The organism is Aurantiacibacter rhizosphaerae, assembly GCF_009807005.1.
Taxonomy (GTDB): Bacteria; Pseudomonadota; Alphaproteobacteria; order Sphingomonadales; family Sphingomonadaceae; genus Alteraurantiacibacter; species Alteraurantiacibacter rhizosphaerae.
Window position 1 is genome coordinate 313,058 of the sequence record NZ_WUBR01000003.1, and the last position, 24,071, is coordinate 337,128.

Genomic DNA, 24,071 nt, shown 5'->3' on the forward strand with positions numbered 1-24,071 from the left:
ACGTATCTTGCGCCATGTGTGCCGCATGCCGATCCGATTGCTGATAGCCCTTTCCGCCCTGCTGCTTCCTGCCCCGCTGCTGGCCGAAGATAGTGATGCCACGCTGGAGGGGCACTGGGCCTTCCGTATCGACGAGGCGACGATCTTCGTCTTCGCGCTGGACGAGCAGGAGGCAGGCGGCTGGGAAGGCAGCTGGACCCGGCCCGAAACCATCACCAGCAATGGCACGGTGTTCCGCGATATGAGCGGGCAGGAAATTGTCGCTCCAATTGAAACCGCACTGCGGCGCAATGCGGTGCAGCTGACGTTTGCGGGGCCCAAGGCCGATGGGCGGCGCGATATCCTGCAGTTCCGCCAGACGGGCGAGAACGAGGCGCAGCTAAGCTATTACGGCATACCGGGCGATCCCTATCCGCTGATCCGGGTGCAAGCGGACACGGGGCTGGGGCCGTTCGATGAAGCGCGAATCTATGACCGTGACAATGCGATCACGCAGGCGGAATATGTTGCGCAGGCAGTGGAGCCAGAGCCGGTTGCGGAGGCCGAGCCGGAGATTGTTGCCGCTCCTGTTCTGGAGAGCGAGGCCGAGATGATGGCAGAGGTGGATTCCGAAGGCGAGGCTGAAGCGGCTCCGGAAAGCCCGCGTATAGGCGCCGATTTTCTCGACGGTATCTAGGGATGGGCGTTAGGCGAAGGGCCTAGCCGCCTTCAAGCAGCGCGGCAGATTTCTTCAATAGGTCGCGCACGCGCGCTTCGGTGGCGGCATCCGCCCGCACTTTTGGCATGGCGACGGAGATCGATCCCACGGGATTGCCGTCTATCATCACGACGCGCGCAATCCCTTCGATCCCGCGGGAGAATTCCTCGTTCGTGGTGGCAAAGCCGGTTTCGCGCGACTGGGCGATCTGCGCGCGCAGCGTGGCCTCGTCCGTCACCGTGTCGGGGGTGAAGTTTTCCCGCACGGTTTCGGCAAAATAGCGGTCCAGATCCTCTTCCGGCAGCGCGGCCAGCAGCACCTTGCCCGCCGCCAGCGCATGCATCGGCAGGCGTTGCCCGCTGGGCACGGAATAGCGCAGCGCCTGTTCGCTGCTCTCGGTGACGATAGCCTCTATCTCCCACCCTTCGCGGATAAAGAAACTAGTGGTTTCATCCAACTGCATGCGCAGCGTTCGCACCAGCGGGGCGGCGCGATCTCTCAACGTGTAATTGCCGCCCGTTGTCTGCAAACGCGCCAGACCCGGCCCGGCGGAATAGCGCCTGCCCTGCCGTTCCAGGTAATCACGTTCCACCAGGGTGGACAGCAGGTATGATAGGCTGGACACGGGGATGGCCAGCGCGGTGGCGATTTCCTGCGCTACCAGCGGGCGATCATGCGCCACGACATATTCGATGATGTCGAGCGTCCGCGTTGCCGATTTTACCTGGCTGTTCTGCGCTGGGTTCTTCGTGGTAGCCTCGGCCATACCCAAGCTATTTCATATATACGAAAATTACGCAAGAGTGAAAATGCGGGGCCTCAGCGTAGGTTTTCGTCCGCAATATCTGCGCCGTCTCGCAGGGCCTGCAGCTTCGCCCAGGCCACCTTCGGATCGATCTTGCCATATCCCGCAAAGGTGCCGAAACCGCAATCCGTGCTGGCGATCACCCGGTCCTTGCCCACGATATTGGCAAAGCGTTCGATACGCTGCGCGATCAGCTGCGGCGTTTCAACATAGTTGGAACAGGTATCCACCAGTCCGGGTGCCAGCACCTTCTCTGCGGGCAGATCAGCCTTGGCCCACACGGCCCATTCATGCTCGTGACGCGGATTGGCGGCTTCGAACAGGATCGTGGCTGGCCGCGCGGACAGCACGACATCGAGGATGGTTTCCAGCGGAATGTCGTGCGTGTGCGGGCCTTCGTAATTGCCCCAGCACACGTGCATACGCATCATCTCCGGCGCGATGTTGGCGGTCGCTTCGTTCAGGGCATCAACATTGGCGCGGATCGCGGAGAGGAATTCAGCCTCGCTCATATCCTGATAGCCCGTGTGGCGGCTCATCGCGAGGTCGGGGCAATCCAGCTGCAATTGCAAACCGGCATCCACGATCGTCTCGTATTCAGGCCGCATCGCGGCAGCCAGATCGGCCAGATATGCCTCATGCGTGGGATAATACTGGTTCGGCTGGAACGCCGTAATCAGACCGGGCGATGCGGAGTTCAGGAATGCGCCCACACCATTGCCCTCAGCCTCCAGCGCGGTTTTGAACCGGCGGATATCGTCATGCAGCGGCTGCAGGTTCACCAGTTCCACCTTGTCGATGGCGCTGGCGCGGGTGAATTCCTGGCTGCCCATGATGTGAGACAGCTTCTTTGCCAGTTCCGGCACCTCTGCCAGATCCTTCGCAGGCTTGCGCGGGGTGTGCCCGCCAAAGCCGGACAGACGTTCTATGATGTAGGTGGAATAGCCAACCTTGCCCAGTTCGCCATCGCTTACCACGGATACGCCCGCTGCCACCTGCTGGCGCACGGCCTGCGTCACGGCATCCTGCACCACACGGTCAAATTCTTCCGCGTCGTATGGTTCGCCCTTGTCACGTGCCAGCAGCAGGGGGACGAGATTGCGTGCGCGCGGCAGGCTGCCGACGTGGCTTGTCTTGATCACCTGGAATTCTCCCTAGGGAACGATGGCGCAGCCGACGCTGGCGATCTTTCCGTCTTTCATGTGGTAGTGAATGTACTGGCGCATTTCCTGCACCTCTCCGGCGGTAACCGGGAAAAACTGCTGCATGCCGCGCGAATCCAGCTCCTCTCGCGTCAAGTCCTTGATCCCTTCGAGGCGGATCAGGCCCTCCACCGCGACCAGCTCTGGCGAGGAGGCGAATTTCTCCACCGTCACGGTTTCGCGCACATATTTGTGCAGGAAGCTGTAGAATTCGCGCAGCTGCTCTCGCGTGCGGATTTCGATGCCGAAAAAGGCCATCTGCGGATTTTCGGCATAGAAATCGAACACCGCATCATAATCGCGCGCGTTGAAGGCGGCGGCGTAACGATCGTAATCTTCGCGGTTCATGCAAATCCCTCCATTGCCTCTCACCTTAACGATCGTTAGAATTCCTGCAACAGGAAGAGGAGAGGGTATGAGCCGCACGCCGCAAGAAGAGGCGAACCTGGCGCTGGTGGTGGCGATGTTCGAAAACGTGTTGGTGCCGCTCAATAGCGCCCGCGTGGATGAATACATCGCAGAGGATTACATCCAGCATCACCAGAACGTGGAGCCGGGACGAGAGGCGCTGAAAGGCTTTCTGGATTGGGCTGCAAGCCAGCCCGGAGAGGCCGAGCAGATTTTGCACCGCGCCTTCGTGGACGGCGATCACGTTACGCTGCATTATCACGTGATCCGGCATGACGGTGATCCCGGCTTCGCGGTGATGGACATCTTCCGTGTCGAGAACGGCAAGATCGCCGAGCATTGGGACGTGATGCAAGACATCAATCCCGATCGCCTCAACCCGCTGTCTCCATTCTGAGGGTCTGGCCATGAGATTTCAGAACAAGATCGTCCTCGTCCTTGGCGGCAATTCCGGTATGGGGCTGGCAGCGGCGCAAAGCTTTGCTGCGGAAGGCGCAAAGGTCCACCTGACGGGCCGCGATCAGCGAACCATCGACAGCGCCGTTGCCAGTATCGACGGCGCGACGGGGTACCAGTCCGACATTGCCGATCCTGCCGCCACGCAGGCGGTGGTGCAGGCGATCGAGGAGGCCGATGGCCGCATCGACGTGCTCTATATCAACGCCGGCGTTGGCGGCTTTGCCCCCTTGCGCGATATCACCGAGGATGCGTGGGATCACACCCATGCCATCAATCTGCGCGGCTGCGTGTTCGCATTGCAAAAGGCCGTGCGCATCATGGGGAAGGGCGGCTCTGTCGTCGTCACCGGCAGCATTGGTGCGCATGGCGCGCTGGAAGGCAATGGCGCCTATGCTGCGGCCAAGGCGGGCCTGTTCATGGCGATGAAGGTGTTTGCAAAGGAACTGGTGGCAGAGGGTATACGCGTCAACGTCGTCAGCCCCGGCCCCATCGATACCCCGCTGCTCTATCGCAATCCTGGCATGACCGATGATCAGGTGGCGGGCCTGAAGGACATGATGATTGCCAACATCCCGATGAAGCGCATGGGCGAGGCGGACGAGGTGGCGAAAGCCGTGCTGTTCCTTGCCAGCGATGATGCCAGCTTCATTTCGGGCGCCAACCTGTTCGTCGATGGCGGACTTATCGAACTGGGATAGACATGACCGACTTCAGCGACACAACGCCGTTTACCGCACCTTTCAGCGAACTGGACAATCCACGCATGGAGTTCGTGATGGAGGTGCGGCTGACCTTTCCGGAGGTTTATTCCATCACTCCGCATCCCAATGGCGGCATGCGCAGCGCGGTGCTGGTGAAGGGCGGCACGTTCGAAGGACCGCATCTGAAAGGCCACGCCGTTCCCGGATCAGGGGGCGATTACGCCTATTTCCGGCCTGACGATGTGGCTGTGTTCGATGCGCGTTATCTGCTGGAGGAAGATGATGGCACCATCATCCTGCTCCACAACAAGGGTTTTCTCTGGGGCCGCCAGCCTGACACCATGCAGCGCCTGCGCGACTGGGCCTTTGCCGATGGTGAGCCGGTGCCCCATCCCGAATACTATCTACGCGGAAACCCCACCTTCGAATGCGCGGTGGGCAAGCATGACTGGCTGACCAAGCATGTTTTCATCGGCGTGGGCGAGCGCAAGAGCGACGGCAATTGCCTGAGGTACTACGCGCTGACCTGATTCCATTGCATTTTCCCAGCCGTGCCCGACACTTAGCTGGAAAGTATTAGAGAATACGGCATTTGGTCTGTATAAGGGGCCACCGCGACCATTCGCTTTTGGCCGCAGACTGGGGTGCTGCAGCATGTACAGACTGGCTGGTTTCGATGTGCCCCGGCGCTTTGACGCGCCGATTGTCCGCGTGCTTGTGCAATGTCTGTTCGGCCTTGGTTGCACGCTGGCGATGATCGGCTTTCGCAGTTTCCTGGATGTGTGGGCGGCAACGGCGGGTCCTTTCGCGCTGGTTTATCCCACCGTTCTGATCGCCACGTTGTATGGCCATCTGAAGGCCGGCATCGTGACCTATGTCACCAGTTTCCTGTGGGCCTGGTATTTCGTGCTGCCGACCGTCCACGGCTTTACCTTCGAAGTTGCGACCGATCCTTCGCGCGTGGTGATAAATGGCGCCGCGGTGCTGGTGGTCATGCTGTTTGCCGAAAGCTTCCGCCGCGCGGTGGTGACGGCGATCGACCAGCGCGACGAGCAGATTGCACGTGCCACCATGCTGCAGCAGGAACTGGAGCATCGCACGAAGAACAATTTCGCATTGGCTGCCAGTCTGCTGGAAATGCAGAAGCGCCGCGAACAGCTTCCCGAAGTAATCTCTGCGCTGGAGCAGGCCATTGCCCGCATCCATTCCTTCTCCTCCGCCTATTCGAATCTGGCGCTGACGCAGGGTGAGGGGGCGATGGTGGCCATGCAGGATTATCTGGCCGACGTCGTTGACCGTGTTACGCGGGGAGCGTTCATGGACAATGTCAGGGTAGAGGTGGAGATCGATAGCGATACGCATCACATGCCCCGCGAAGTTGCCGTTGCCATTGGCCTCTTCACGAATGAGGCGCTGACCAATTGCGCCAAATACGCGTTCCCGAATGGGCGCGACGGGAATGTGAAGGTAAAGTTCACCGGCGCCAGCGATAACTGGTCCCTTGCAATCGATGATGATGGCATCGGCACCGCCGGGGTCAGCGCGGAATCAACCGGTATCGGGGAACGCCTGTTTGCCGCCTTCGCCCAGCAGGCAGGCGCGCAATACCACGTGGAAGCCACACCCAGCGGGCGCTCTCTCCGGCTTGCCAGCCAGGGACTGAACTAAGGCGCACCAGATCTATCGGCACCGTGCGGTGCCGCGATCACCCCTTGCGGCAGCTGTTCTCCAATTTAGCGCGGCTTACCCATGTACCATGAACCTGGCTGCGCAGCGGCCTGCCGGTTTTTATCGTGGCGATGGCACCGGCCTCGATATTGTCTGCTTCCACCACCCACAGCTCGCTAGAATAGTCGGACGGGTCGCCTGCGCCAGGAGGGCCGTTGGGCAGGTCTATCATGCACAGCAACCAGCCGCCGTGGCCTGCATCCGGCGATGGCACATGCGCGGGTTCGCTGATGGCGGCACCCGGCGGCGTTTCCATCATCGCCAGCTGGCCAGTGGTGGGATCGATCCGCAGCAGCGCGTTGAAATTGGCGCCCACCGGACCTCCCAGCATCGGCGGACCTTTCGCCTGCGGGTTCATGCTGAGATACCACGCTCGGCCATAAGGGCGGCCCTGCGCTGCATCCTCAACCCGGCACAAATCACCCGGAGGGCCAAGCGGCTGCTGCGCGATGGCCAGCTCATCCGCGCTCATGTCCACGCTCCACCGGGTCAGCGCGCCGCCGATTTCCTGCTGCGGGATATCGATGCCGCCCGCCTCGCGCATGAAGCCAAAGGCGTTGGTATCGCTGAGGCACAGGTCCACATGCACCGTGTCGCCATCCTCGAAGGCGTTTACCTCGTGAAAGCAGGATACGCCCTTAGGCCCCTCTATCCACACCATTTCCGATACGTCGCCATATCGGGGCATGATGCCAAGATAGCTGGGCTTGTCCTGGTGATGAGCCCAATGCGCGCCACCTTCCTTCAGCCGGTCCAGATCGGCCAGCGTGGGGAAGATCGGGAAAATCGCGTAATTCTCCGTGATCACGAAATCATGGATGGTGGAGCAATAGGGTTGATCGAACCATTGCTCCTTCACCAGATTGCCGTCCTTGTCCGCGATGCAATAGGCGACATCCAGGCTGCACAATCCGGCGGCCTGGTAACCGAAGAAGAACATCTCTCCCGTCTCCGGGTCGATGCGTGGATGGGCGGTGAAAGTCTCCGATTTCAGCTTGCCCTCATAATCCCAGCGCCCCTCTGTCGCCAGCGTGTGCGGGTTCACCTCGTATCCGCGCCCGTCCTCCTTGGTCATGAACAGGCGGCCTGCGTGCCAGACGGGGGTGGTGTTGGCGAGCGTGCGATCCATGCCTTCCGCCGCCGGATCATCGGTGAAGGGGTTGCGATAACGGCCAAACAGCGCGCGGCCCGCCTCCTTCTCCGCCAGATAGCGCTGGGTTTCGACATATTTGATGCTGAAATCCACCTTTCCACCGGCAAAGCTGAAGGCCGAGATCATGCCATCGTGGTTCAGCGCGATATCATCTTCGAACATGGGATCTTGCGCGTTATCGGGCACGGCGCGGAAGAAGGTGCCGTCAATTGCGGCAGGGATTTCTCCGTGAACTTCCAGGTCCTGCAACTTGTATTCTTGCTGCCGCGGAGTATTCGTGCCGATGAAATGGATGGTCTGCGGAAACGCGCCCATGATTTTTACCTCTTCCCGTGATTCTTGCGGTAACGCTAACGTTTGTTACAATGAGTGCAAGACCGCATCCAGGGTTTGAGGATCGAAGTGGGAGTATGCGGATGAGTGGAAAAGCCAGCCTTCACGGAAGCGAAACCGGCGAGGTGGTGCTGCTGCACCGCCTGCTGAAGCTGACGAATAGGCTGATGGCGCCATTCTCCACCCATCTTGCCCACCGATACAAGATCAGCGTGAACGAATTTCGCCTGTTGATGACGGTGGGCGCGCTGGGCCGCACCGCCAGTCACGAGGTGGCCGATCTGACGGGTGTGAACGCGATGAGCATCAGCCGCGCGGTGGCCACCCTGCAAAAGCACGGGCGCATCGTGGTGGAGCGGGACGAGAGCAACAAGCGCCGCAAGTGGCTGAGCCTGACCGACGAGGGAAAGCGCCTGTACGAGATCATGCGCCCGCAATCGGAAACCGTGGCGCATTACCTGTTCGGCAAGCTGGAGCCTACCGAACTGGAAGGCTTCGCCAGTATCGTGGAACGCCTTATAGAGCGGCTGGATGCAGAGGACGAGGATGGCAATTCCGTCTTCCTCGAACGCACGAAACCGGCGGAGTGAGCATGACCGAGGAACAGCGCCGCGCGATCGAGGCCGATGTAACGCGCCTGATCCATGAATATGTTTGGGCGAATGACGCGCAGGATTGGCAGCGGTGCGCAGCGCTCTACACCGAAGATGCCGTGTTCCGGCGGCCCAGCGGCGGTGATCCCGTGCTGGGGCGCGATGCGATCCTCGCCAGCTTCACCGCGCGTGCGCCCCGTGCTCAGCGGCACGTGATGGCCAATACGCTGGTTGACCTGGTGAGCGAGAGCGAGGCGAGGGCGAAATCGGTGATCGTGCTCTACATGGGCGATGCCAGCGATGATGGCCTGCCGGTGCAGGATGCCAAGTCTCCGCTGATCGGCACGTTTGAGGATCGCTGCGTGCTGACAGGCGATGGCTGGCGCTTTGCGGAGCGGACCGGCGGGCTGGATTTCCGGCCTTAGCCGACAGGCCTATCCGCCTGCGCTTCCACCACTTCGCGCCGTTTCAGCGCAGCAGGCACCAGCAGGGCAATTGCAACGCAGGCAAGGGCCGGTATCGCGGCGACGCCTAGGAAGTCTTTAGGCGCGACAGAGGTTGCGAGCATCCATCCCCCCAGTGGCGGACCGGCAAATGCCCCAAGCCGTGCCACCAGCACGCCTACGCCCACGGCGCTTGAAAGCATGCGGGCGGGGAACAGATATGCAGCCAGGCCCGGCAGCACCATGCCGCCTGCATTGGCCCCGCCAACGCCCACCATCAGCAGCAGCGTCCAGCGGGTCTGGTCTGGCGCCGTCAGCCAGATCGCCGCGAAGCTTGCTGCCATCGATCCGAACAGCAGCACTAGCGTCAGTCGCTTGTGCCAACGGTCCAGCAGCAGGCTGGCGGCAATGCCAATGCCAAGGCCCGCCAGATTGGCGACCCCTGTAACGCGCGCCGCGGCGTCCAAGGTCATGCCGGCACCCGGCAGCACCGTGGGCAGCCAGCTGTTCAGCAGGTAGAGATTGCACGCATTGAAGGCGAGCAGCGCGGCGAACACGGCAAAGGGAAAGACCCACGGCGATTTGAACAAGGCGAGTTGCGGCAGCGGCTCCTTCGCCGCTTTCTCCTCAGTACCTTCGGTATCGCCGAAGCCGGGTATGCCCGGATGGAGGATCGGCCAGAGTGCAATGGCGAGAATAATGGCGAAGGCACCGGGCACAAGGAACAGCCCCTCCCAGCCCAGCAGGTCCACGATTTCGGGGGCCAGCAGACCGGCCAGCGCAAGGCCGATGGGAATGCCGGCGGAAACCACCGCCATGATGGTTGCGCGCAGGCGCGGTGGCGCAAGCTCGGCGGACAAGGCGCTGACATTGGGCAGGCATGCGCCCAGCGCTAGACCGGTCAGCAATCGCCAGACAAGGAAGCCGGTAATGCTGGTAGCGCTGGCCGTGCCAAGCGTGGACAACCCCGTGACGAGGCAACCAAGCACGATAAGTGTGCGCCGCCCGAAACGATCACCCAAAGGTGCGATCAGCGCGCCGCCTGCGCCAAGCCCGATCAGCAGGGCAGTAAAGACCCAACCGAATCCGGCAGGATCGAGGCCCAACGCCCCCTCCAGCCGGGGTACGGCCAGCGCCATGGCGGCGATATCAAAGCCTTCCATGACGAAAATACCGCCCAGCAGGACGAGCGAGACAATGCTGCGGCCGTTCATGTGCGGTCCTCCGCAATCCGATCAGGCAACACGGTGCAATCCTTCCCCGCCCGACAATGCCTCGTCCCGCCCGTCCCACGGGCTTGGCATGCGATAGGGCACGGTGAGGAAATTGGCCTCCACCTGTTCAATCGCACCGTCGCGGATGCGGAAGGCTTCGGCCAGGTAATAGCTATGCGGGCGGCGCACCGGGCTGCTGGCTTTGGTGCCGTCGGTCAGCTCGTACTCTCCCAGCCTGCCCGAATGATCGATGAAGCCATAGGCCAGCACGATGCCGCGTTCGGTATCCACCAGTGGAAAGCGGCGGGCGCGCAGATCGTCATCATAGCGATACCAGCCCAGCGCGAACTGCTCCTCGCAGCCAAGACGCGCCACGGGCAGGGGGAAGTCTTCGTTATTGGTGGTCTGCACGCCGTTTTCCACGCGGTTGCAATGCGGCCAGAACTTCGTGTTGATCGTGCCGTCGTTGCGCTCGATCGTTTCGAAATAGCCATCGGCCACGCGCACCAGTTCTTCCCGGCTGGAACGCGCCTCGTCCGCCACCAGCGCCTCCATCACGCGCTTTCGATCAAATCGCTGCGGTCCGAAGGGGAAACCCTCGTCCTTGTTGCGCGCCACCACGGTTTCGATACCGACGATCTGATCGCCCGATATTTCCAGCCGGATGCAGGCCGGGTTCAGCGCATCTGTCTCCTCCACCGCGGTGAACACGGCCACCTGTCCGCGCGCGGCTTCGGCAAAGCGAAGATCGTAATCATGTTTCGCAGTGATCGTGTTCCACAGCCCATCGCCCACCGATAGCGCCACGTTATTCTCGGTGTTGAACGCATGCGGCGCTATTGGCGCGAGCGAGGGATCCTTCGTCGACAGCGCTGCCAGATAAGCGTCCAGCACGGTATAAAGATCACTACGAGACGCCACGGCCTTCTCCCTCACCCTCAATGCCACTGTTATAACAGGGGTCTCTTGACTCAAGGCCCTGCTAGCTGAAAAGTAACGATCGTTAAAGTCGCGTTGGCAGGCAAGGAGGCAGAACCCTTGCTCGCGGCGCGTGGGAGAGGAAGTATAGACTATGGCGGAAACACCGCTACCACCGGGATTATCGGCCATGCGGCTGGATGCCGCGCGCGTTGCGCTGGAGCAGGCATTGGGGGCATCGAAGGTTTTCTTCAAGCTTCTGGATCAGCGATCCTATCAGGACAAGTTCGCGGTGGACGATGCCGCGCACCATCCCGCCGGTGCCGTTGCGCCCGATACGGTGGAGGAAATTCAGGCGGTGGTGCAGATCGCCAATGAATACCGCCTGCCGATCTTCCCCATCGCGCGCGGAAAGAACCTGGGATACGGCGGCACTGCGCCCGTGCTGGCTGGCAGCGTGGTGCTCGATCTGTCGCGCATGAAGAAGATCGAGTTCGACGAGGAAATGGGCACCGTGCTGCTGGAGCCGGGCGTGGGTTTCTACGACCTCTACGATTACATCCAGCGCAACAACCTGCCCTACTGGCTATCCACCCCCGGCAACAGCTGGGGCAGCGTGATGGGCAACGCGCTGGATCGCGGCGTTGGCTACACGCCCTATGGCGAGCACACGAAGAACATCTGCGGGCTGGAGGTGGTGCTGGCCAATGGTGAGGTGGTGCGCACCGGCATGGGCGCTTTCACCGATGCGCCGACATGGCAGGCCTATCCCTTCGGCTTTGGTCCGGGTTGGGACCAGATGTTCGTACAGTCCAACTTCGGCATCGTCACCAAGATGGGCATGTGGCTGATGCCGGAGCCGGAAAGCCTGATGGGCATGGATGTCGAGTTTGACCGGCCCGAAGATCTGAAGGTGATGATCGATACCATCGCCCCGCTGCGCCGCGAACGCCTGCTGACCCAGTCACCTAGCATCGGCAACTGGATGCGCGCCGCCGCCGTGCTGACCACGCGCGACCAGTGGACCGACGAGCCGGGAGCGATTTCGGATTCGGTGATCGACGCGATCCGCAAGCAGTTCAACATCGGCTGGTGGGGCGTATCCCTGCGCCTTTACGGGCGGGAGGACGTGAACAAGGCGGCTTACAAGGTGCTGGAGGAGGCCATGGGCAATGCCGGGCCGATGGCGATCAAGCCCACCAGCTGGCGCAAGGGCGAGCCGCTGGAATATACCGGCTGGACAGGCACGCCGATGACCTTCCCGATGCAGAACGTGAACTGGTATGGCGGGCGCGGCGGGCACATCGGTTTCTCGCCCATCATCCCGCAGGATGGCGACAAGGCGCTGGCGCAGTTCCGCCGCACCTATGCGCGCTATCAGGAATACGGGATGGATTATCAGGGCAGCTTCGCGTTCGGCGAGCGGCACATGACCAATGTGAACGCGATGATCTTCAACAAGGACGATCCGCAGATGATGGCAAAGGTCGATCCGTTCTTCCGCACCTTGGTGGCCGATGCGAAGGAGCATGGTTACGGCGAATATCGCACCCATCTGGATTACATGGACCTCGTGGCAGACAGCTATGACTTTAACGGCGGATCGCTGAACCGGATGAACGAGGCGGTGAAGGACGCGCTCGACCCCAACGGCATTATCGCGCCGGGCAAGAGCGGTATCTGGGGCAGCGCCTACAGGCAGGAGCGGCAAGCGTGAGAGAGATCGGCATGAAACGCATCGGATTGATCGCAGGCGCCATGGCCCTGGCCGGATGCGCAGGGGTAGCACTGGCCCAGAGCGCGGCCGGCATTGACGACGAGACGGAAGCCGCCGCCGAAAGGCAAGGCGGCCCGCTGCCCATGCCGCAACCTGTCACCATGGCACAGCGGCCCAACGCGACGGGCGGAGAGGCGCTGTATGTCGAATATTGCGCCATGTGCCACACGGCCAACGGCATGGGCACGGGCCTTCTTGCCCGCCGCCGCGACGATGCCTTGCTGGAAGAGCGCGGCGATCTGGCCGCGGCCTTCGTGGTGGTGGCCGCGCGCAACGGCATCGGCAATATGCCCGCCATCCCGCGCGGCGAGGTTTCGGACGCTGACCTGCAGGCAATTGGCGAATATCTTGCCGCCGGTCCGCATGAGGTGACGCCATGAAAGTAACCCGCAGAGCCGTGATCGCCGGTGCCATAACTATTCCCGCCATCGCGGGGCTGGGCAGTTTTGCGCTTTCGCAGGGTAACGGCGGGCCGCTGGCCGGAGTCTACGATCCTGGCCTCCCTGCCGGAAAGCGCCTCGCCAGCATGCTGCGCGATGCGGGCCGCGGCGCGCGCGCGGTGGAGGGGGACCGTATCCGGCTGGCCCGCGAATTGTTTGCCGAAAAGCCCCCGCTGTTGGCGGGCGTAACGCGATCTGCCGATGCGCTGCTGTTTGCCGAAGTGGGGGCGGAAGAAGGCTATGACCTGAAGCTGGAACTGCGCGGCAACCGCCACGGCTGCTCCGGCAACAGCTGCTACGCGGAATGGAATCCGCTCAGCCGCCAGATGGTGGGCGCAGGGCCGGATTGGCTGGGCGCCTTTGCGGGCTTCGTCGCCAATCCCTCATCCCCCGTGCCGATGGATGGCGGCGCGGGTGACGAGGCGATGTCGACGGCCTGGCTGCTGGTGCGCCGCGCCTGATTCCTATTTGCGAATGATCAGCGAATCGGGCCGCTTGCGCGGTTTCCATTCGCCGTGGCCGGGGAAGCGTTCCAGCACCTTGCCATCCCACAAACGCACGATGCGGGTCTGGAAGCGCCATTTGCCGTCCTCGCCTTTCACCGCGTGATCGTCATACCAGCCGCAGAAGCGCAGTTCGTATGGCGGCTCGTCATGGCATTCGGTGACGAAAGCGAAACCGCGCATTTTCACGCTGCCATCATCTTGCGGGAAATACTGCACCTGCGTGACGTGGTGCTGGCGGCCGGGGAAGCCGGGGGCACCCGCATAATGCGCCATCAGGCCGCGAATCCCCTCGTGACCGCGCCAGATGTCCGGGTCTTCGAACACCTCCTCGCTCATCAGGCAGTCTTCGGTAAAACATTCCACCAGCCCATCGGCATCGCCTGTATCCAGCGCCCAGCTATAGGCGGCGATCAGGTCTTGCAGGCCAAGGCGGTCTTCAATCGAAATGGTCGTCATGATCTCTCCCTCATATTGCACCAATCGTAACAGTCGTTATGATGATCGCAAGCGGCCAGCAGCCAGAATGGGCCGCAAAAGGGAGAGTTTTGTGGCAAGAATCATCGTATCCGGCGCGTCCGGCCAGTTTGGCCACGCCGCCGCCTCGCAATTGCTGGACATGGGTGAGGATGTGATCGCCCTGTCGCGCAACACCGACAAGCTGGCCGATCTGGCAGAGCGCGGCGCAGATGTGCGATCCGCCGATTTCGAAAGCCCTGACGGTTTGGAAGAAGCGATGGCCGGCGGTGAAAAACTGCTGCTGATTTCCACCACCATGGTGGGGGAGCGCCCGCGCCAGCATGGCAATGCGATCGATGCGGCCAAGGCTGCCGGTGTGAAGCACATCGTCTACACCTCCATCGTCGATGGCGGTAATCCCGATCATCCGGCGGTGGAACAGCACGATCACTGCGCAACGGAAAAGCTGCTGCGCAATTCGGGCGTTGCCTACACCATCCTCTACAACAGCCAGTATGCGGAGGCGGTGGCCACGGCGATGGCCATCCCCGCGCTGACCGCCGGATCGAAGCCCGACAATTGCGGCGACGGCAAGATCGCCTTCGTCAGCCGCGACGATTGCGTGCGCACCGCCGTTGCCGTGCTGACGCAGGAAGGGCACGAGAACACCACGATCAACGTGACCGGGCCGGAATTGCTGAGCGTGCCGAAGGCGATGGAACTGGCATCCGAAATGGCGGGCAAGCCGATCGAGATCATCCCTGTCACGGATGAGGAAATGTACGAATATTTCGATACGCTGGGCGTCGCGCGCAAGGCCGCGGACGTTGACGTGAACGGCCCGATCCCTTGGGCCAGCGAAGGCATGGTGACATTCGGCCAGGCCATTCGCGAAGGCTATTTCGACGTAAAATCCGACGCGGTGGAGCGCATCACCGGCCAGAAGCCGCGCACCCTGCGATCCGTTTTTGAACAATACAAGGGGGCATGGCCCGCATGAACCGCATCCTCGCAATCGCCGCTGTCATCGGGCTTTCCGCATGCACCGCAGCGGCTGTATCAGAGCCAGAAACCGCAACCCCGCTGGCGTTCCAGGACATGCCGCTTGGCGCGGGCGAGAACTGGGACAATCCCGGAGGCGACTGGGGCGAAAGTCATTTCTCGCGGCTGGAAACGATCAATCCCGGCAATGTCAGCCGCATGGGCCTGGCCTGGGAATACGACCTTGGCACCTCCCGCGTGCAGGAGGCGACGCCTGTAGTGATCGACGGGGTGATGTACACCTCCGGCAACCTTGGCCGCGTGTACGCGCTGAATGCCGCGACGGGCGAGGAATTGTGGACCTTCACGCCTGAGCTGGACATGCAGGTGAACCGCTTCGCCTGCTGCGATCAGGCCAATCGCGGCGTTGCCGTGAGCGGTGACAAGGTGATGGTGGCCGCGCTGGACGGCAGGCTGTGGGCACTGGACAGGGCGACGGGCGAGCCGGTGTGGAGCGTGGACACCGTGGTGGATCACACGCGCGGATACACCTCCACAGGCGCGCCCGAAGTGGCAGGCGATCTGGTGGTGATCGGCAATGGCGGCTCTGAATATGATGCGCGCGGCTATGTGACGGCATATAATATCGCCGATGGCTCGCAGGCGTGGCGGTTCTTCACGATTCCCCACGATCCCGCCGAAGGCCCGCAGGAAAACCCCGAACTGGTGCCTGCGCTGGAAACATGGTCCGAAGAAACCCGCTGGGATATCGGCGGCGGCGGGACGGCATGGGATGCCATTGTCTACGACCCGAAATTTGACCAGGTGATCGTGGGCACTGGCAATGGCGGCCCCTATCCGCAGGCAGTCCGTTCGCCCGGCGGGGGTGACAACCTGTACCTCAATTCGCTGGTGGCGCTGGACCGCGAGACGGGCCGGATGAACTGGCATTTTCAGGAAACGCCGCAGGACAATTGGGATCTCACCGCCACGCAGCCGATGATCCTCACCTCGCTGGATATCGATGGAGAGCAGCGTCCCGTCATTCTCCACACGCCGAAGAACGGCTTCTTCTTCGTGGTGGATCGCGAGAACGGATATGCCCACGCGGCCAATCCGATCGTGCGCACCAATTGGGCGGACGGCTTCGACATGGAAGCGCAGCGTCCTAACATCACCATGGAAGATGCCGATTATTCCAATGGGCCCAAGATCGTGTTTCCCGGCTCTCCTGGTGCGCGCAATTGGTATCCGGCGGCCTATGATCCCACGCGTGACACCTATTTCGCGCATGTGCTGGATATGGGGAACCTGCTGTTCCTGCCCGGACCTGTCGACAATGTGGAGCGCAAGGAAAAGGCGCTGAACGCGGGCGCTGCCATCATCTTCACCCCCGATCTGGAGGCTGCCGCCGCCACTCTGCCGCCGCCGCTGCGTGCCGCAGTGCAGGCGCAGGCCGCGTGGGAATGGGTGAAGCAGAAACCCTTTGAAAGCCAGCTGCGCGCCATCGATCCGATGACCGGTGAAACGAAATGGGCGGTGGAGCAGCTGGGCTGGCAGGATCGCAACGGCGTGCTGGCCACGCAAAGCGGCCTGGTGTTCCACGGCAATGTGGCAGGCACCGTGTTTGCGCGCGACGCCGATACCGGAGAGGCGCTGTGGAGCATCGAGACAGGCTCCACCATTATGGCCGCCCCGATGACCTACATGGTGGACGGCGTGCAATATGTGGCCGTGCAAACCGGCTGGGGCGGCGGCGGCTGGGGCTTCGTGCCCCGCTATTCCGCAGCCTATTCCAAGGGGAACGCCAACCGCATTCTCGTTTTCCGACTGGACGGCGGGCAGGTGGCAATCCCCGAAGACCTGCCGCCGCTGCAACCCGCGCCCGAACCGCCGGAACAGTTTGCAGATGCAACGCCAGAGATGATCGCGCGCGGCGCAGCCATGTTCACCGAGAATTGCACCATGTGCCATTCCAACCAGCCCCGCGCCGGGCTGCCGGACCTGCGCCGCATGAACCGCGGCATACATGGCGGCTTCCAGCAGATCGTGCGCGGCGGGCTGTTCGTCAGCCGCGGGATGCCGCAGTTCGAGGATTTGCTGAGCGAGGAGGATGTGCATGCCATCCACGCATGGCTGATCAGCGTGCAGGGCCCCTTGCGTGAGCGGGAGCTGGAGCTGCAGGAAAAAGGCCTGCCGCTCGACACGCAATCGCTGACCATTCTCTCCAACTATTGATCGCAGGAGATCCGACGATGACCCCCAATGGCGTGAACGTGAAACACCCGGACAAGCTTTTCATCGGCGGCGAATGGGTCACCCCTGCCTCCAATGAAAGCATCGAGGTGGTGAACCCGGCCAGCGAGGAGGTGGTGGCCCGCACTGCTGCCGCCGGAAACCGCGACATGGATGCCGCCGTCGCCGCCGCGCGCGATGCGTTTGACAACGGCCCGTGGCCGCGCCTTTCACCGATGGAGCGGATGGCCAAGCTGATGGAGATGGTCGATCACCTGGAAACCCGCGTGCCCGAACTGGCGGCCGCATGGTCTGCCCAGATCGGCGGCCTCGCCAGCACGGCGGGGCCGATGCATGCTGGCGGTGTGGCGGGCCTGCGCGGCATTGCCTCTCTGGGTGAACGCTTCGCCTGGGTGGAGCAGCGCCCCGGCATGGCGGTGGACACGGTTACCGTGGTTCGCGAACCTGTTGGCGTCGTCGTCGCCATCGCGCCGTGGAACGGGCCGTTCGCCATCATGGCCAACAAGGTGTTCTACGCCCTGATTGCTGGCTGCACCGTGGTGATGAAGCCTTCGCCCGAAACCCCGCTGGAAGCCTATATCATCGCCGAAGCGGCAGAGGCCGTGGGAATGCCAGCGGGCACGGTGAACCTCGTTCCTTCTGATCGGGAGGCGGCGGACCACCTGATTCACTCCACCGATATCGACAAGATCACCTTCACCGGCTCCACCGCGGCGGGCAAGCACATCGCCAGCGTAGCAGGCGGCAACATGGTGCGCGCGACGTTCGAACTGGGCGGCAAGAGCGCGGCGATCATCCGCGACGACTTTCCCATCGAGGCGGCGGCGGGAATTCTTGGCAACACCATCACCGTGATGAGCGGGCAGGTCTGCGCCATGCTGAGCCGCGCCATCGTGCCGAAGGCTCGGCATGACGAACTGGCCGAGGCCATTGCAGGCGTGATGAAGGGCGTCAAAATCGGGCACCCCGATGACGAGGATACCCAGCTTGGCCCCGTTGCCATGCACCGCCAGCTTGAGCGTATCGAGATGTATATCGAGGCAGGCAAGGCGAGCGGCGCGGACCTTGTGACCGGCGGCAAGCGGCCTGCCCACATGAACAAGGGCTATTACATGGAGCCCACGCTGTTCGCCAATGTCGATAACACGTCACGAATAGCGCAACAGGAAATCTTCGGCCCCGTGCTGTGCCTGATCCCGGCGGAGGACGAGGAAGATGCCATCCGCATCGCCAACGAAAGCGACTTCGGCCTCAACGGCAGTGTCTTCACCAATGACGCGCAAGCCGCCTACGACATCGCCCGCCGCGTGCGCACTGGCGTGGTCGGCCAGAACGGCATGCGCATGGAGTGGACCGCACCCTTCGGCGGCTTCAAGCAATCCGGCATTGGCCGCGAAGGCGGCGACGAGGGCATCCACGCCTATGTCGAGACGAAGACGATCCTGACGGATGCCGGGGTTGAGGTTTAGTACCAACTGGCGAACTGGTTCGGAGATCTGACCCCTTGCAATCGCAAGTGCATTGAGTCATTTCCGGTGTGCCGAAAATAGAGTTGCAGGTTGGTAGTTCCTGCGCCCGTCCATCGGGTTCTTCCCTGCCACGGCGTCAACCCAATTGTTTGGGAAGGCGCTGCTGTGGGTTTCGCGCCTTCCCGGCTGATGCCGAGGAAATACCATGTTCGAACTATCACTGGCCGCTCTGATCTTTGTCGCGCTTTTTACAGGGGCAGCGCTCTATATCTCTCTGGTCGAACATCCCGCGCGGCTTGTTCTGCCGGACGATCCATTGTTAGCGCAGTGGCAACCGAGCTATAGGCGGGCGTTACCGATCCAGTCCGGATTGGCTATTGCCGGCGGTTTGACGGGGCTGATCGTGTGGTACATCTCCAGCGATTGGCGATGGCTTGCCGGAAGTATCGCCATTCTCGCAAACTGGCCGTACACCTTGATCGTGATGATGCCCGCAAACAAGCGGCTGATGGCCATGGCGCAAAATCAGGCTGGCGCTGAGAGCCGGGCTTTGCTGACCCAATGGGGCAGGCAGCATGCTGTCAGAGGCGCGCTCGGCGCAGCAGCACTGGCGCTGTTCGCCTTGGGTGCTACCGGGTTATGAAGCATCTAATCAATCCCGATCGCCGCCAACAGTGCCTCGTCCAAATCCAGCGCCGTATCACCCGCCGGGAAGCCGTTCTGCTCCAGCATATAGGCTGTCACCGCCAGGTAATCCGGATCGCTGAGTGAGCCGGGTGAGCCCATCGGCATGGCGTCGCGGGTGTAGGCGAACAGTTCCGCCACGCTGCGACCGCGCCATTTGTTCATGAAGGCGACGCCGCGGATCGGGGCCGTGCCGCCTGCGCCTTGCAGGTCTGCTCCGTGGCAGGCGGCGCAGTTGGTCTGGTAGACCGCGAGGCCTGCCTGGGCTTGCGCGGCGGAGAACACGCCGTCCGACGCAGCACGGCTGAAACCGCCGATATTGCCGCCCGGTGGCGGTGCATCGGCAGAGCCCATCGCGCCTTGCGGGTTCACCTGCTCCCGCTTCGGTCCGCGGTGGCCGATGCCGGCTTCGGGTAGAGCGAAAACGAACAGCGTGTTCTGCCGCCCGTGCTGGATTTCGGGCGTAAAATTGTCGCTGAGCCAGAAGCCGGTGGAGACAGCGACATATTGCTGCCCGTCCACGGCGAAGGTGGCGGGATATCCGGTGACCGAACTGCCCACGTTCATGGACCACAACACCTCGCCGCTGCGCTGGTCCATCGCCAGCACAAAGCCCTCCGCATCGCCCGCGAACAGCAATCCGCCACCCGTGGTGAGCAGCGATTGCGTGCCCGCGCGCTGCTGATAGGTCCACTCGCTTGCCCCCGTCACCGCGTTCACCGCGTGGATCGCGCCGATCATGCCGCCTGCTTCCGGGTCCGCATAAGTGCGGCTGGCGATGCCATAGACGCCGGTATCGCCTTCGCCCGGATCGAGGGCCGACATTTCCGCACAGGTGTTGGTCAGCGGGAAATACATGGTCTGCGTCAACGGGCTGTAGGCCGGCGCGTAGTAATTTGCGCCGCCCGTGGGGCCGGGACAGATGGTGATGCTTTCGCCATAGGCGGTGGGGATCGTTTCGGGGTTCACCGTCACGCGCCCGCTCTCGCCATCGATGCTGGCCACGATATTCTGCCGCAAGGAGGGCCGCGCCCACAGGAATTTGCCCGTTTCGCGGTCCAGCGTGTAGATCACCCCGGTCTTGCCCGGCACGCCGGAGAGGGTGCGATACGTGCGGCCCGGCTGGATATCGGGCGCCATCCATTCAACGTCTGCCGGATCGGGCGCCACCTGCTGATCTATCAGCATGCGCGGGAAGGTGTGGTCCATGTCCCACTGGTCCACCAGATGCTGGTAATGCCAGACGATCTCGCCCGTCGCCACGTCCAGCGCCAGCGTGGAATTGTGATAGAGATAGGTCTCGTCATTGCCCGCCAAGCGGATTTTCGGCGTCGGCGCGCTGACGGATGTGCCCATGTAGACAAGGCCCAGTTCCGGATCGAAGCTGGGGATCATCCATGCGCCCACCTGCTGCCTGTCCTCCAGCGGCACATCGCCCCATGTCGCATCATTGGGATCGTCACCTTGCGCGATGGGGCTGGTGCGCCACACCTCCTCTCCCGTCTCGGCGTTGTGCGCGGTGATGATGCAGGCCTGCGGACCTCCCTCTGGCTGGCAGGAGCGCCCGGTGATGGCGAGACCGTTGGCGATGATCGGTCCGCTGCTCTGCTTGGCCCCCTTGTGATAATCCAGGATCTGCGTTTCCCACACCAGTTCGCCGGTGCGGGCATCCAGCGCATAAAGATAATCGTCAGCGCCGTTGCCGATGATGAGATTGCCGTAAAGCGCCACGTTGCGCGTGGTGTCATACACCGGCAGGATCTGGCCGATATCTTCGGGCAGGTCGCGGGCATAGCGCCACAGCAGCTGGCCAGATGCTGCATCGATGGCGTGGATGGTGTCGGCGGGGCCGGGGAAATACATGATCCCGTCATGCACCAGCGGCGTGCCTTCCTGGTGACCGGGATTGAGCGGCATGGCCCACACCATGCGCAGGTTTTGCACGTTGCCCGTGTTGATCTGGTCCAGCGGGGAATAGCCCCAGCTATCCAGCGTGCGCCGCCAGCTGAGCCAGTCGGCAGGATCGGGGTTCTGAATTTCCGCATCGGTAACCGGGACGAAATCCGGCACGCCCTGCGCAGATGCGGCGGTGATAACCAGCGCCGTCAGCGCGGTGCCAAGTGCAAGCTTTCCCATCCGCGCCATCTCAGTTCTCCACGCGCTGATCATTGGGATCAATCTGTGCATCTGTTTTCAGCATCGGATCCCAATGTTCGGCAATCAGCCCGTCTTCTATGCGAAAAAGATCGAACCACGTGGAGTAATAGGTGCTGCCGCTGTCATCATCCTGCGCGCGCAGGAAGGCGATGGTCACGTAATTGCCCTCTGCCATGATATGCACCATCGGCAGTTCCAGCCGATCCTCGATGGCGCGTTCCGGCCGGGTGCGGCGCACGTAATCCTGTAGGCCCGCAAGGCCCTGTTCGGCGTTGGGATTGTGCTGGATGTAGTCGGCTGCGATAAATTCGCCCGCGCGGTCTGCAAGGCCAGCTTGCAGCACGATGCGATACATGTCGTAAACCAGCCGTTTGTTCGCCTCCAGCGCGGGATCGTCGCTGGCCAGCAAAACCTCGTGATCGGCTGGCAGTTCGGGCGGCGTCGCATCTGCAGGTGCGGTTGCGGCGGCTTGTGCCGTCGCCATGCTGCTGCAGCCTGTCAGCAAGATGGCAGCCGTGACAGTGATAATCGAACGCATAAAACCCTCCCTCTGGCACCAGTGATGCCAAAGCCGGGGTGACGCGACAAGCTTTCCCCGTTAAGGCGCCGGACAAAATCAATTCGGATACTGTTACCCATGAAATATCTCCTGCTTGCCAGCGCTGCCACCGCGCTTCTCACCTCACCTGCGGCCGCGCAGGACAGAGAAGATGAAAACGTGATCGTCGTGCTGGGCGAAGGGCTGCCCGATACGCCCGGCGTGCCCGCCTATTCCGTGGTGGAGCTGGAGCGGGAGCAGATCGTCAACACCGGCTCCGGCACGTTTGAGGATGCACTGGCGAATGTGGCGGGCTTCCAGCAATTCCGCCGTTCCGACAGCCGCAGCTCCAACCCCACGGCGCAGGGCGCCACCTTGCGCGCATTGGGCGGCAATGCCTCCAGCCGGGCGCTGGTGCTGCTGGACGGCGTGCCGATGACCGATCCGTTCTTCGGCTATGTACCCTTCAATGCCATCGCGCCTGAACGGCTTTCTTCCATCCGCGTAACGCGTGGCGGCGGCTCAGGCCCGTTCGGTTCGGGCGCGCTGGCTGGCGTGGTCGAGGTTCAGAGCGCCAATGCGCAGGAACTGGGGCTGGTGAATGCACAGGCGCTGGTGAACGATCGCGGCGGCACGCAGGCCTCGCTGACTGCTGCGCCTTCATGGGACGGGGGCTATGCCGTGGCCAGCGGGCGCTGGGACAGGGGCAAGGGCTTCTTCACCACGCCGGAGGCGGACCGCGTGCCCGCCACCGCGCGCGCCGCCTACGACAGTTGGTCTGCCAGCGGGCGCATCGTGCAGCAACTGGGTGAGGATCTCGAAGTCCAGCTTCGCGGCCTTGCGTTCGAGGACAATCGCACGCTGCGCTTCGAGGGCGCAGACAGCCGCATTCGCGGTGAGGACGTATCGCTGCGCGTGGTGTCGCGCGGGGACTGGCAGGTGGACGCGCTGGCCTATGCCCAGTGGCGCAATTTCAGCAACGTGGTGATCTCGTCCACCCGCTTTGTGAAGGTGTTGGACCAGAAGGATACGCCCGCCACGGGCCTTGGCGGCAAGATAGAGGTGCGCCCGCCTGTTGGAGATAACCACACGCTGCGCATCGGTGCCGATTACCGCCGCAGCGACGGCGATCTTTTCGAAGACAGCTTTTCCGCCTTTTCCGGGAATTTGACCGAGAACCGCTTTGCAGGCGGCACGAACACGGACCTTGGGTTCTTCATCGATCATGACTGGACCTACGGCCCGATCACGCTGACAGGCGGGCTGCGCGCCGATCGCTACACCATAAAGGACGGTTTCTATCGCGCCCTTGCCGCCGATGGCGCGGTGATTACGGACGACACCTATGCCGACCGTTCCGATTGGGAAATCACCTGGCGTGCAGGCGCGAGGGTGCAGATCGACCGCGCCCTCACCATGCGCGCCGCGGCCTACAGCGGGTTTCGCCTGCCCACCATCAACGAGCTTTACCGCCCCTTCGTGGTTTTCCCCGTGGTAACGCAGGCAAATGCCGCCTTGGAGCCGGAGCGGCTGGAAGGCTGGGAGCTGGGCATGGACTGGCAGGCCGCCGATTTCATGACGCTGTCTGCCACCTTCTTTGACAACAAGGTGGAGAACGCCATCGCCAATGTGACGCTGCAGCCCAATTTGCGCCAGCGCCGCAATCTGGATGCGATCGATGCGCAAGGGCTGGAAGTGGCCACCGCGCTGGACTTCGGCCAGTTCGATTTTACCGGCACACTGGTGTTCACCGCGCCGGAGATCGAAGGCACCGGCCCCGCCAGCGTGCTGGACGGCAATCTGCCGCCGCAAACGCCCACCTTCGCCGCCAGCGCAACGGCCAGCTGGCAGCCGGTGGACGGTGCGGTGCTGGCCGCCACTTTGCGCCATGTCGGCAAGCAGTTCGAAAGCGATCAGGAAACAGAGCCATTGCCCGCTACCACCACGGTGGACCTGTTCGCGCAGGTGCCGCTGTTTGGTCAGTTGTCGGGCGTGGCGCGGGTGGAAAACCTGCTGGATGAAACAGTCGTCACCCGCAACAGCGGCGGTGCCATCGATATCGGCGCGCCGCAGACGTTCTGGATAGGGCTGCGTTACGGGTTCTGATAGCCAAGGCCGAAACCCCGACCTAGGCTGACCATCGAAGGGGAGAG

The 24,071-nt window shown here is 62.5% G+C and carries 24 protein-coding genes; 15 read left to right on the forward strand and 9 right to left on the reverse strand.

The window, feature by feature from the left end:
- Positions 1-25: 25 nt before the first annotated feature.
- On the forward strand, positions 26-676 hold the full coding sequence (locus tag GRF63_RS13825; RefSeq protein ID WP_160486627.1) for a hypothetical protein: 651 nt from the start codon (positions 26-28) through the stop codon (positions 674-676).
- 22 nt (positions 677-698) lie between these two features.
- Here GRF63_RS13825 and GRF63_RS13830 read toward each other — a convergent pair whose 3' ends face one another.
- Genes GRF63_RS13830 through GRF63_RS13840 form a run of 3 tightly spaced genes read right to left on the reverse strand, consistent with a single transcriptional unit; the run spans position 699 to position 3,052 of the window.
- Complete coding sequence (locus tag GRF63_RS13830) at positions 699-1,463, reverse strand: IclR family transcriptional regulator (RefSeq protein ID WP_160486628.1); 765 nt, start codon at positions 1,461-1,463, stop codon at positions 699-701.
- A gap of 53 nt (positions 1,464-1,516) precedes the next feature.
- Positions 1,517-2,644: a cobalamin-independent methionine synthase II family protein gene (locus tag GRF63_RS13835; RefSeq protein WP_337189675.1), complete on the reverse strand. Its 1,128-nt coding sequence runs from the start codon at positions 2,642-2,644 to the stop codon at positions 1,517-1,519.
- Positions 2,645-2,656: 12 nt separating this feature from the next.
- Entirely contained in the window at positions 2,657-3,052 is a 396-nt protein-coding gene (locus tag GRF63_RS13840; protein WP_160486629.1) for a nuclear transport factor 2 family protein, read from the reverse strand.
- 67 nt (positions 3,053-3,119) lie between these two features.
- Here GRF63_RS13840 and GRF63_RS13845 point away from each other — a divergent pair, with 67 nt between their 5' ends.
- The 4 genes from GRF63_RS13845 to GRF63_RS13860 all read left to right on the forward strand — a co-directional run bounded on the left by GRF63_RS13845 (position 3,120) and on the right by GRF63_RS13860 (position 5,940).
- Positions 3,120-3,509, forward strand: coding sequence for a nuclear transport factor 2 family protein (locus tag GRF63_RS13845; RefSeq protein WP_160486630.1), 390 nt, complete (start codon positions 3,120-3,122; stop codon positions 3,507-3,509).
- Positions 3,510-3,519: 10 nt separating this feature from the next.
- Positions 3,520-4,269 (forward strand): SDR family oxidoreductase, encoded by a 750-nt coding sequence (locus GRF63_RS13850; RefSeq protein WP_160486631.1) that lies wholly within the window; start codon positions 3,520-3,522, stop codon positions 4,267-4,269.
- Positions 4,270-4,271: 2 nt separating this feature from the next.
- Positions 4,272-4,802 (forward strand): DUF3237 domain-containing protein, encoded by a 531-nt coding sequence (locus GRF63_RS13855; protein WP_160486632.1) that lies wholly within the window; start codon positions 4,272-4,274, stop codon positions 4,800-4,802.
- Between the two features lie 124 nt (positions 4,803-4,926).
- Entirely contained in the window at positions 4,927-5,940 is a 1,014-nt protein-coding gene (locus tag GRF63_RS13860) for a sensor histidine kinase (RefSeq protein ID WP_160486633.1), read from the forward strand.
- Positions 5,941-5,977: 37 nt separating this feature from the next.
- Here GRF63_RS13860 and GRF63_RS13865 read toward each other — a convergent pair whose 3' ends face one another.
- Entirely contained in the window at positions 5,978-7,468 is a 1,491-nt protein-coding gene (locus GRF63_RS13865) for a lignostilbene-alpha,beta-dioxygenase NOV2 (RefSeq protein WP_160486634.1), read from the reverse strand.
- A 101-nt stretch (positions 7,469-7,569) separates the two neighbouring features.
- Between GRF63_RS13865 and GRF63_RS13870 the strand changes: the two genes are divergently transcribed.
- Entirely contained in the window at positions 7,570-8,076 is a 507-nt protein-coding gene (locus GRF63_RS13870; protein ID WP_237392499.1) for a MarR family winged helix-turn-helix transcriptional regulator, read from the forward strand.
- 2 nt (positions 8,077-8,078) lie between these two features.
- Entirely contained in the window at positions 8,079-8,504 is a 426-nt protein-coding gene (locus tag GRF63_RS13875) for a nuclear transport factor 2 family protein (RefSeq protein ID WP_160486636.1), read from the forward strand.
- On the opposite strand, the gene GRF63_RS13880 is transcribed toward GRF63_RS13875, so the two are convergent.
- Both GRF63_RS13880 and GRF63_RS13885 read right to left on the reverse strand, forming a co-directional pair.
- Entirely contained in the window at positions 8,501-9,736 is a 1,236-nt protein-coding gene (locus tag GRF63_RS13880; protein ID WP_160486637.1) for an MFS transporter, read from the reverse strand. The genes GRF63_RS13875 and GRF63_RS13880 overlap by 4 nt on opposite strands.
- A gap of 21 nt (positions 9,737-9,757) precedes the next feature.
- Positions 9,758-10,657, reverse strand: coding sequence for a DUF8021 domain-containing protein (locus GRF63_RS13885; RefSeq protein WP_337189676.1), 900 nt, complete (start codon positions 10,655-10,657; stop codon positions 9,758-9,760).
- 151 nt (positions 10,658-10,808) lie between these two features.
- Here GRF63_RS13885 and GRF63_RS13890 point away from each other — a divergent pair, with 151 nt between their 5' ends.
- From GRF63_RS13890 to GRF63_RS13900, 3 genes are read left to right on the forward strand one after another with little or no spacing between them, the layout of a single operon-like run.
- Positions 10,809-12,371, forward strand: coding sequence for an FAD-binding oxidoreductase (locus tag GRF63_RS13890; protein ID WP_160486638.1), 1,563 nt, complete (start codon positions 10,809-10,811; stop codon positions 12,369-12,371).
- On the forward strand, positions 12,368-12,811 hold the full coding sequence (locus GRF63_RS13895) for a c-type cytochrome (RefSeq protein ID WP_337189677.1): 444 nt from the start codon (positions 12,368-12,370) through the stop codon (positions 12,809-12,811). The genes GRF63_RS13890 and GRF63_RS13895 overlap by 4 nt, the downstream gene beginning before the upstream one ends.
- Entirely contained in the window at positions 12,808-13,332 is a 525-nt protein-coding gene (locus GRF63_RS13900; protein WP_160486639.1) for a hypothetical protein, read from the forward strand. The genes GRF63_RS13895 and GRF63_RS13900 overlap by 4 nt, the downstream gene beginning before the upstream one ends.
- 3 nt (positions 13,333-13,335) lie before the next feature.
- Here GRF63_RS13900 and GRF63_RS13905 read toward each other — a convergent pair whose 3' ends face one another.
- On the reverse strand, positions 13,336-13,833 hold the full coding sequence (locus tag GRF63_RS13905; protein WP_160486640.1) for a nuclear transport factor 2 family protein: 498 nt from the start codon (positions 13,831-13,833) through the stop codon (positions 13,336-13,338).
- Positions 13,834-13,924: 91 nt separating this feature from the next.
- Here GRF63_RS13905 and GRF63_RS13910 point away from each other — a divergent pair, with 91 nt between their 5' ends.
- From GRF63_RS13910 to GRF63_RS13925, 4 genes are all read left to right on the forward strand, one after another.
- The gene (locus GRF63_RS13910; protein WP_160486641.1) at positions 13,925-14,833 is read left to right on the forward strand and encodes an NAD(P)H-binding protein; all 909 of its coding nucleotides are present in this window, start codon (positions 13,925-13,927) and stop codon (positions 14,831-14,833) included.
- Positions 14,830-17,052: a PQQ-dependent dehydrogenase, methanol/ethanol family gene (locus GRF63_RS13915; protein ID WP_237392500.1), complete on the forward strand. Its 2,223-nt coding sequence runs from the start codon at positions 14,830-14,832 to the stop codon at positions 17,050-17,052. Before GRF63_RS13910 ends, GRF63_RS13915 begins: the two co-directional genes overlap by 4 nt.
- Before the next feature lie 17 nt (positions 17,053-17,069).
- On the forward strand, positions 17,070-18,539 hold the full coding sequence (locus tag GRF63_RS13920) for an aldehyde dehydrogenase (RefSeq protein WP_160486642.1): 1,470 nt from the start codon (positions 17,070-17,072) through the stop codon (positions 18,537-18,539).
- Positions 18,540-18,744: 205 nt separating this feature from the next.
- Positions 18,745-19,182, forward strand: a complete 438-nt coding sequence (locus tag GRF63_RS13925; RefSeq protein ID WP_160486643.1) for an anthrone oxygenase family protein — start codon at positions 18,745-18,747, stop codon at positions 19,180-19,182.
- Positions 19,183-19,187: 5 nt separating this feature from the next.
- Here GRF63_RS13925 and GRF63_RS13930 read toward each other — a convergent pair whose 3' ends face one another.
- Together GRF63_RS13930 and GRF63_RS13935 are read right to left on the reverse strand one after the other, a co-directional pair.
- The gene (locus GRF63_RS13930; RefSeq protein WP_160486644.1) at positions 19,188-21,359 is read right to left on the reverse strand and encodes an outer membrane protein assembly factor BamB family protein; all 2,172 of its coding nucleotides are present in this window, start codon (positions 21,357-21,359) and stop codon (positions 19,188-19,190) included.
- Positions 21,360-21,369: 10 nt separating this feature from the next.
- Complete coding sequence (locus GRF63_RS13935; protein WP_237392501.1) at positions 21,370-21,918, reverse strand: nuclear transport factor 2 family protein; 549 nt, start codon at positions 21,916-21,918, stop codon at positions 21,370-21,372.
- Between the two features lie 99 nt (positions 21,919-22,017).
- On the opposite strand from GRF63_RS13935, the gene GRF63_RS13940 reads away from it, so the two are divergent.
- Positions 22,018-24,024, forward strand: coding sequence for a TonB-dependent receptor plug domain-containing protein (locus GRF63_RS13940; protein WP_160486645.1), 2,007 nt, complete (start codon positions 22,018-22,020; stop codon positions 24,022-24,024).
- Positions 24,025-24,071 lie beyond the last annotated feature (47 nt).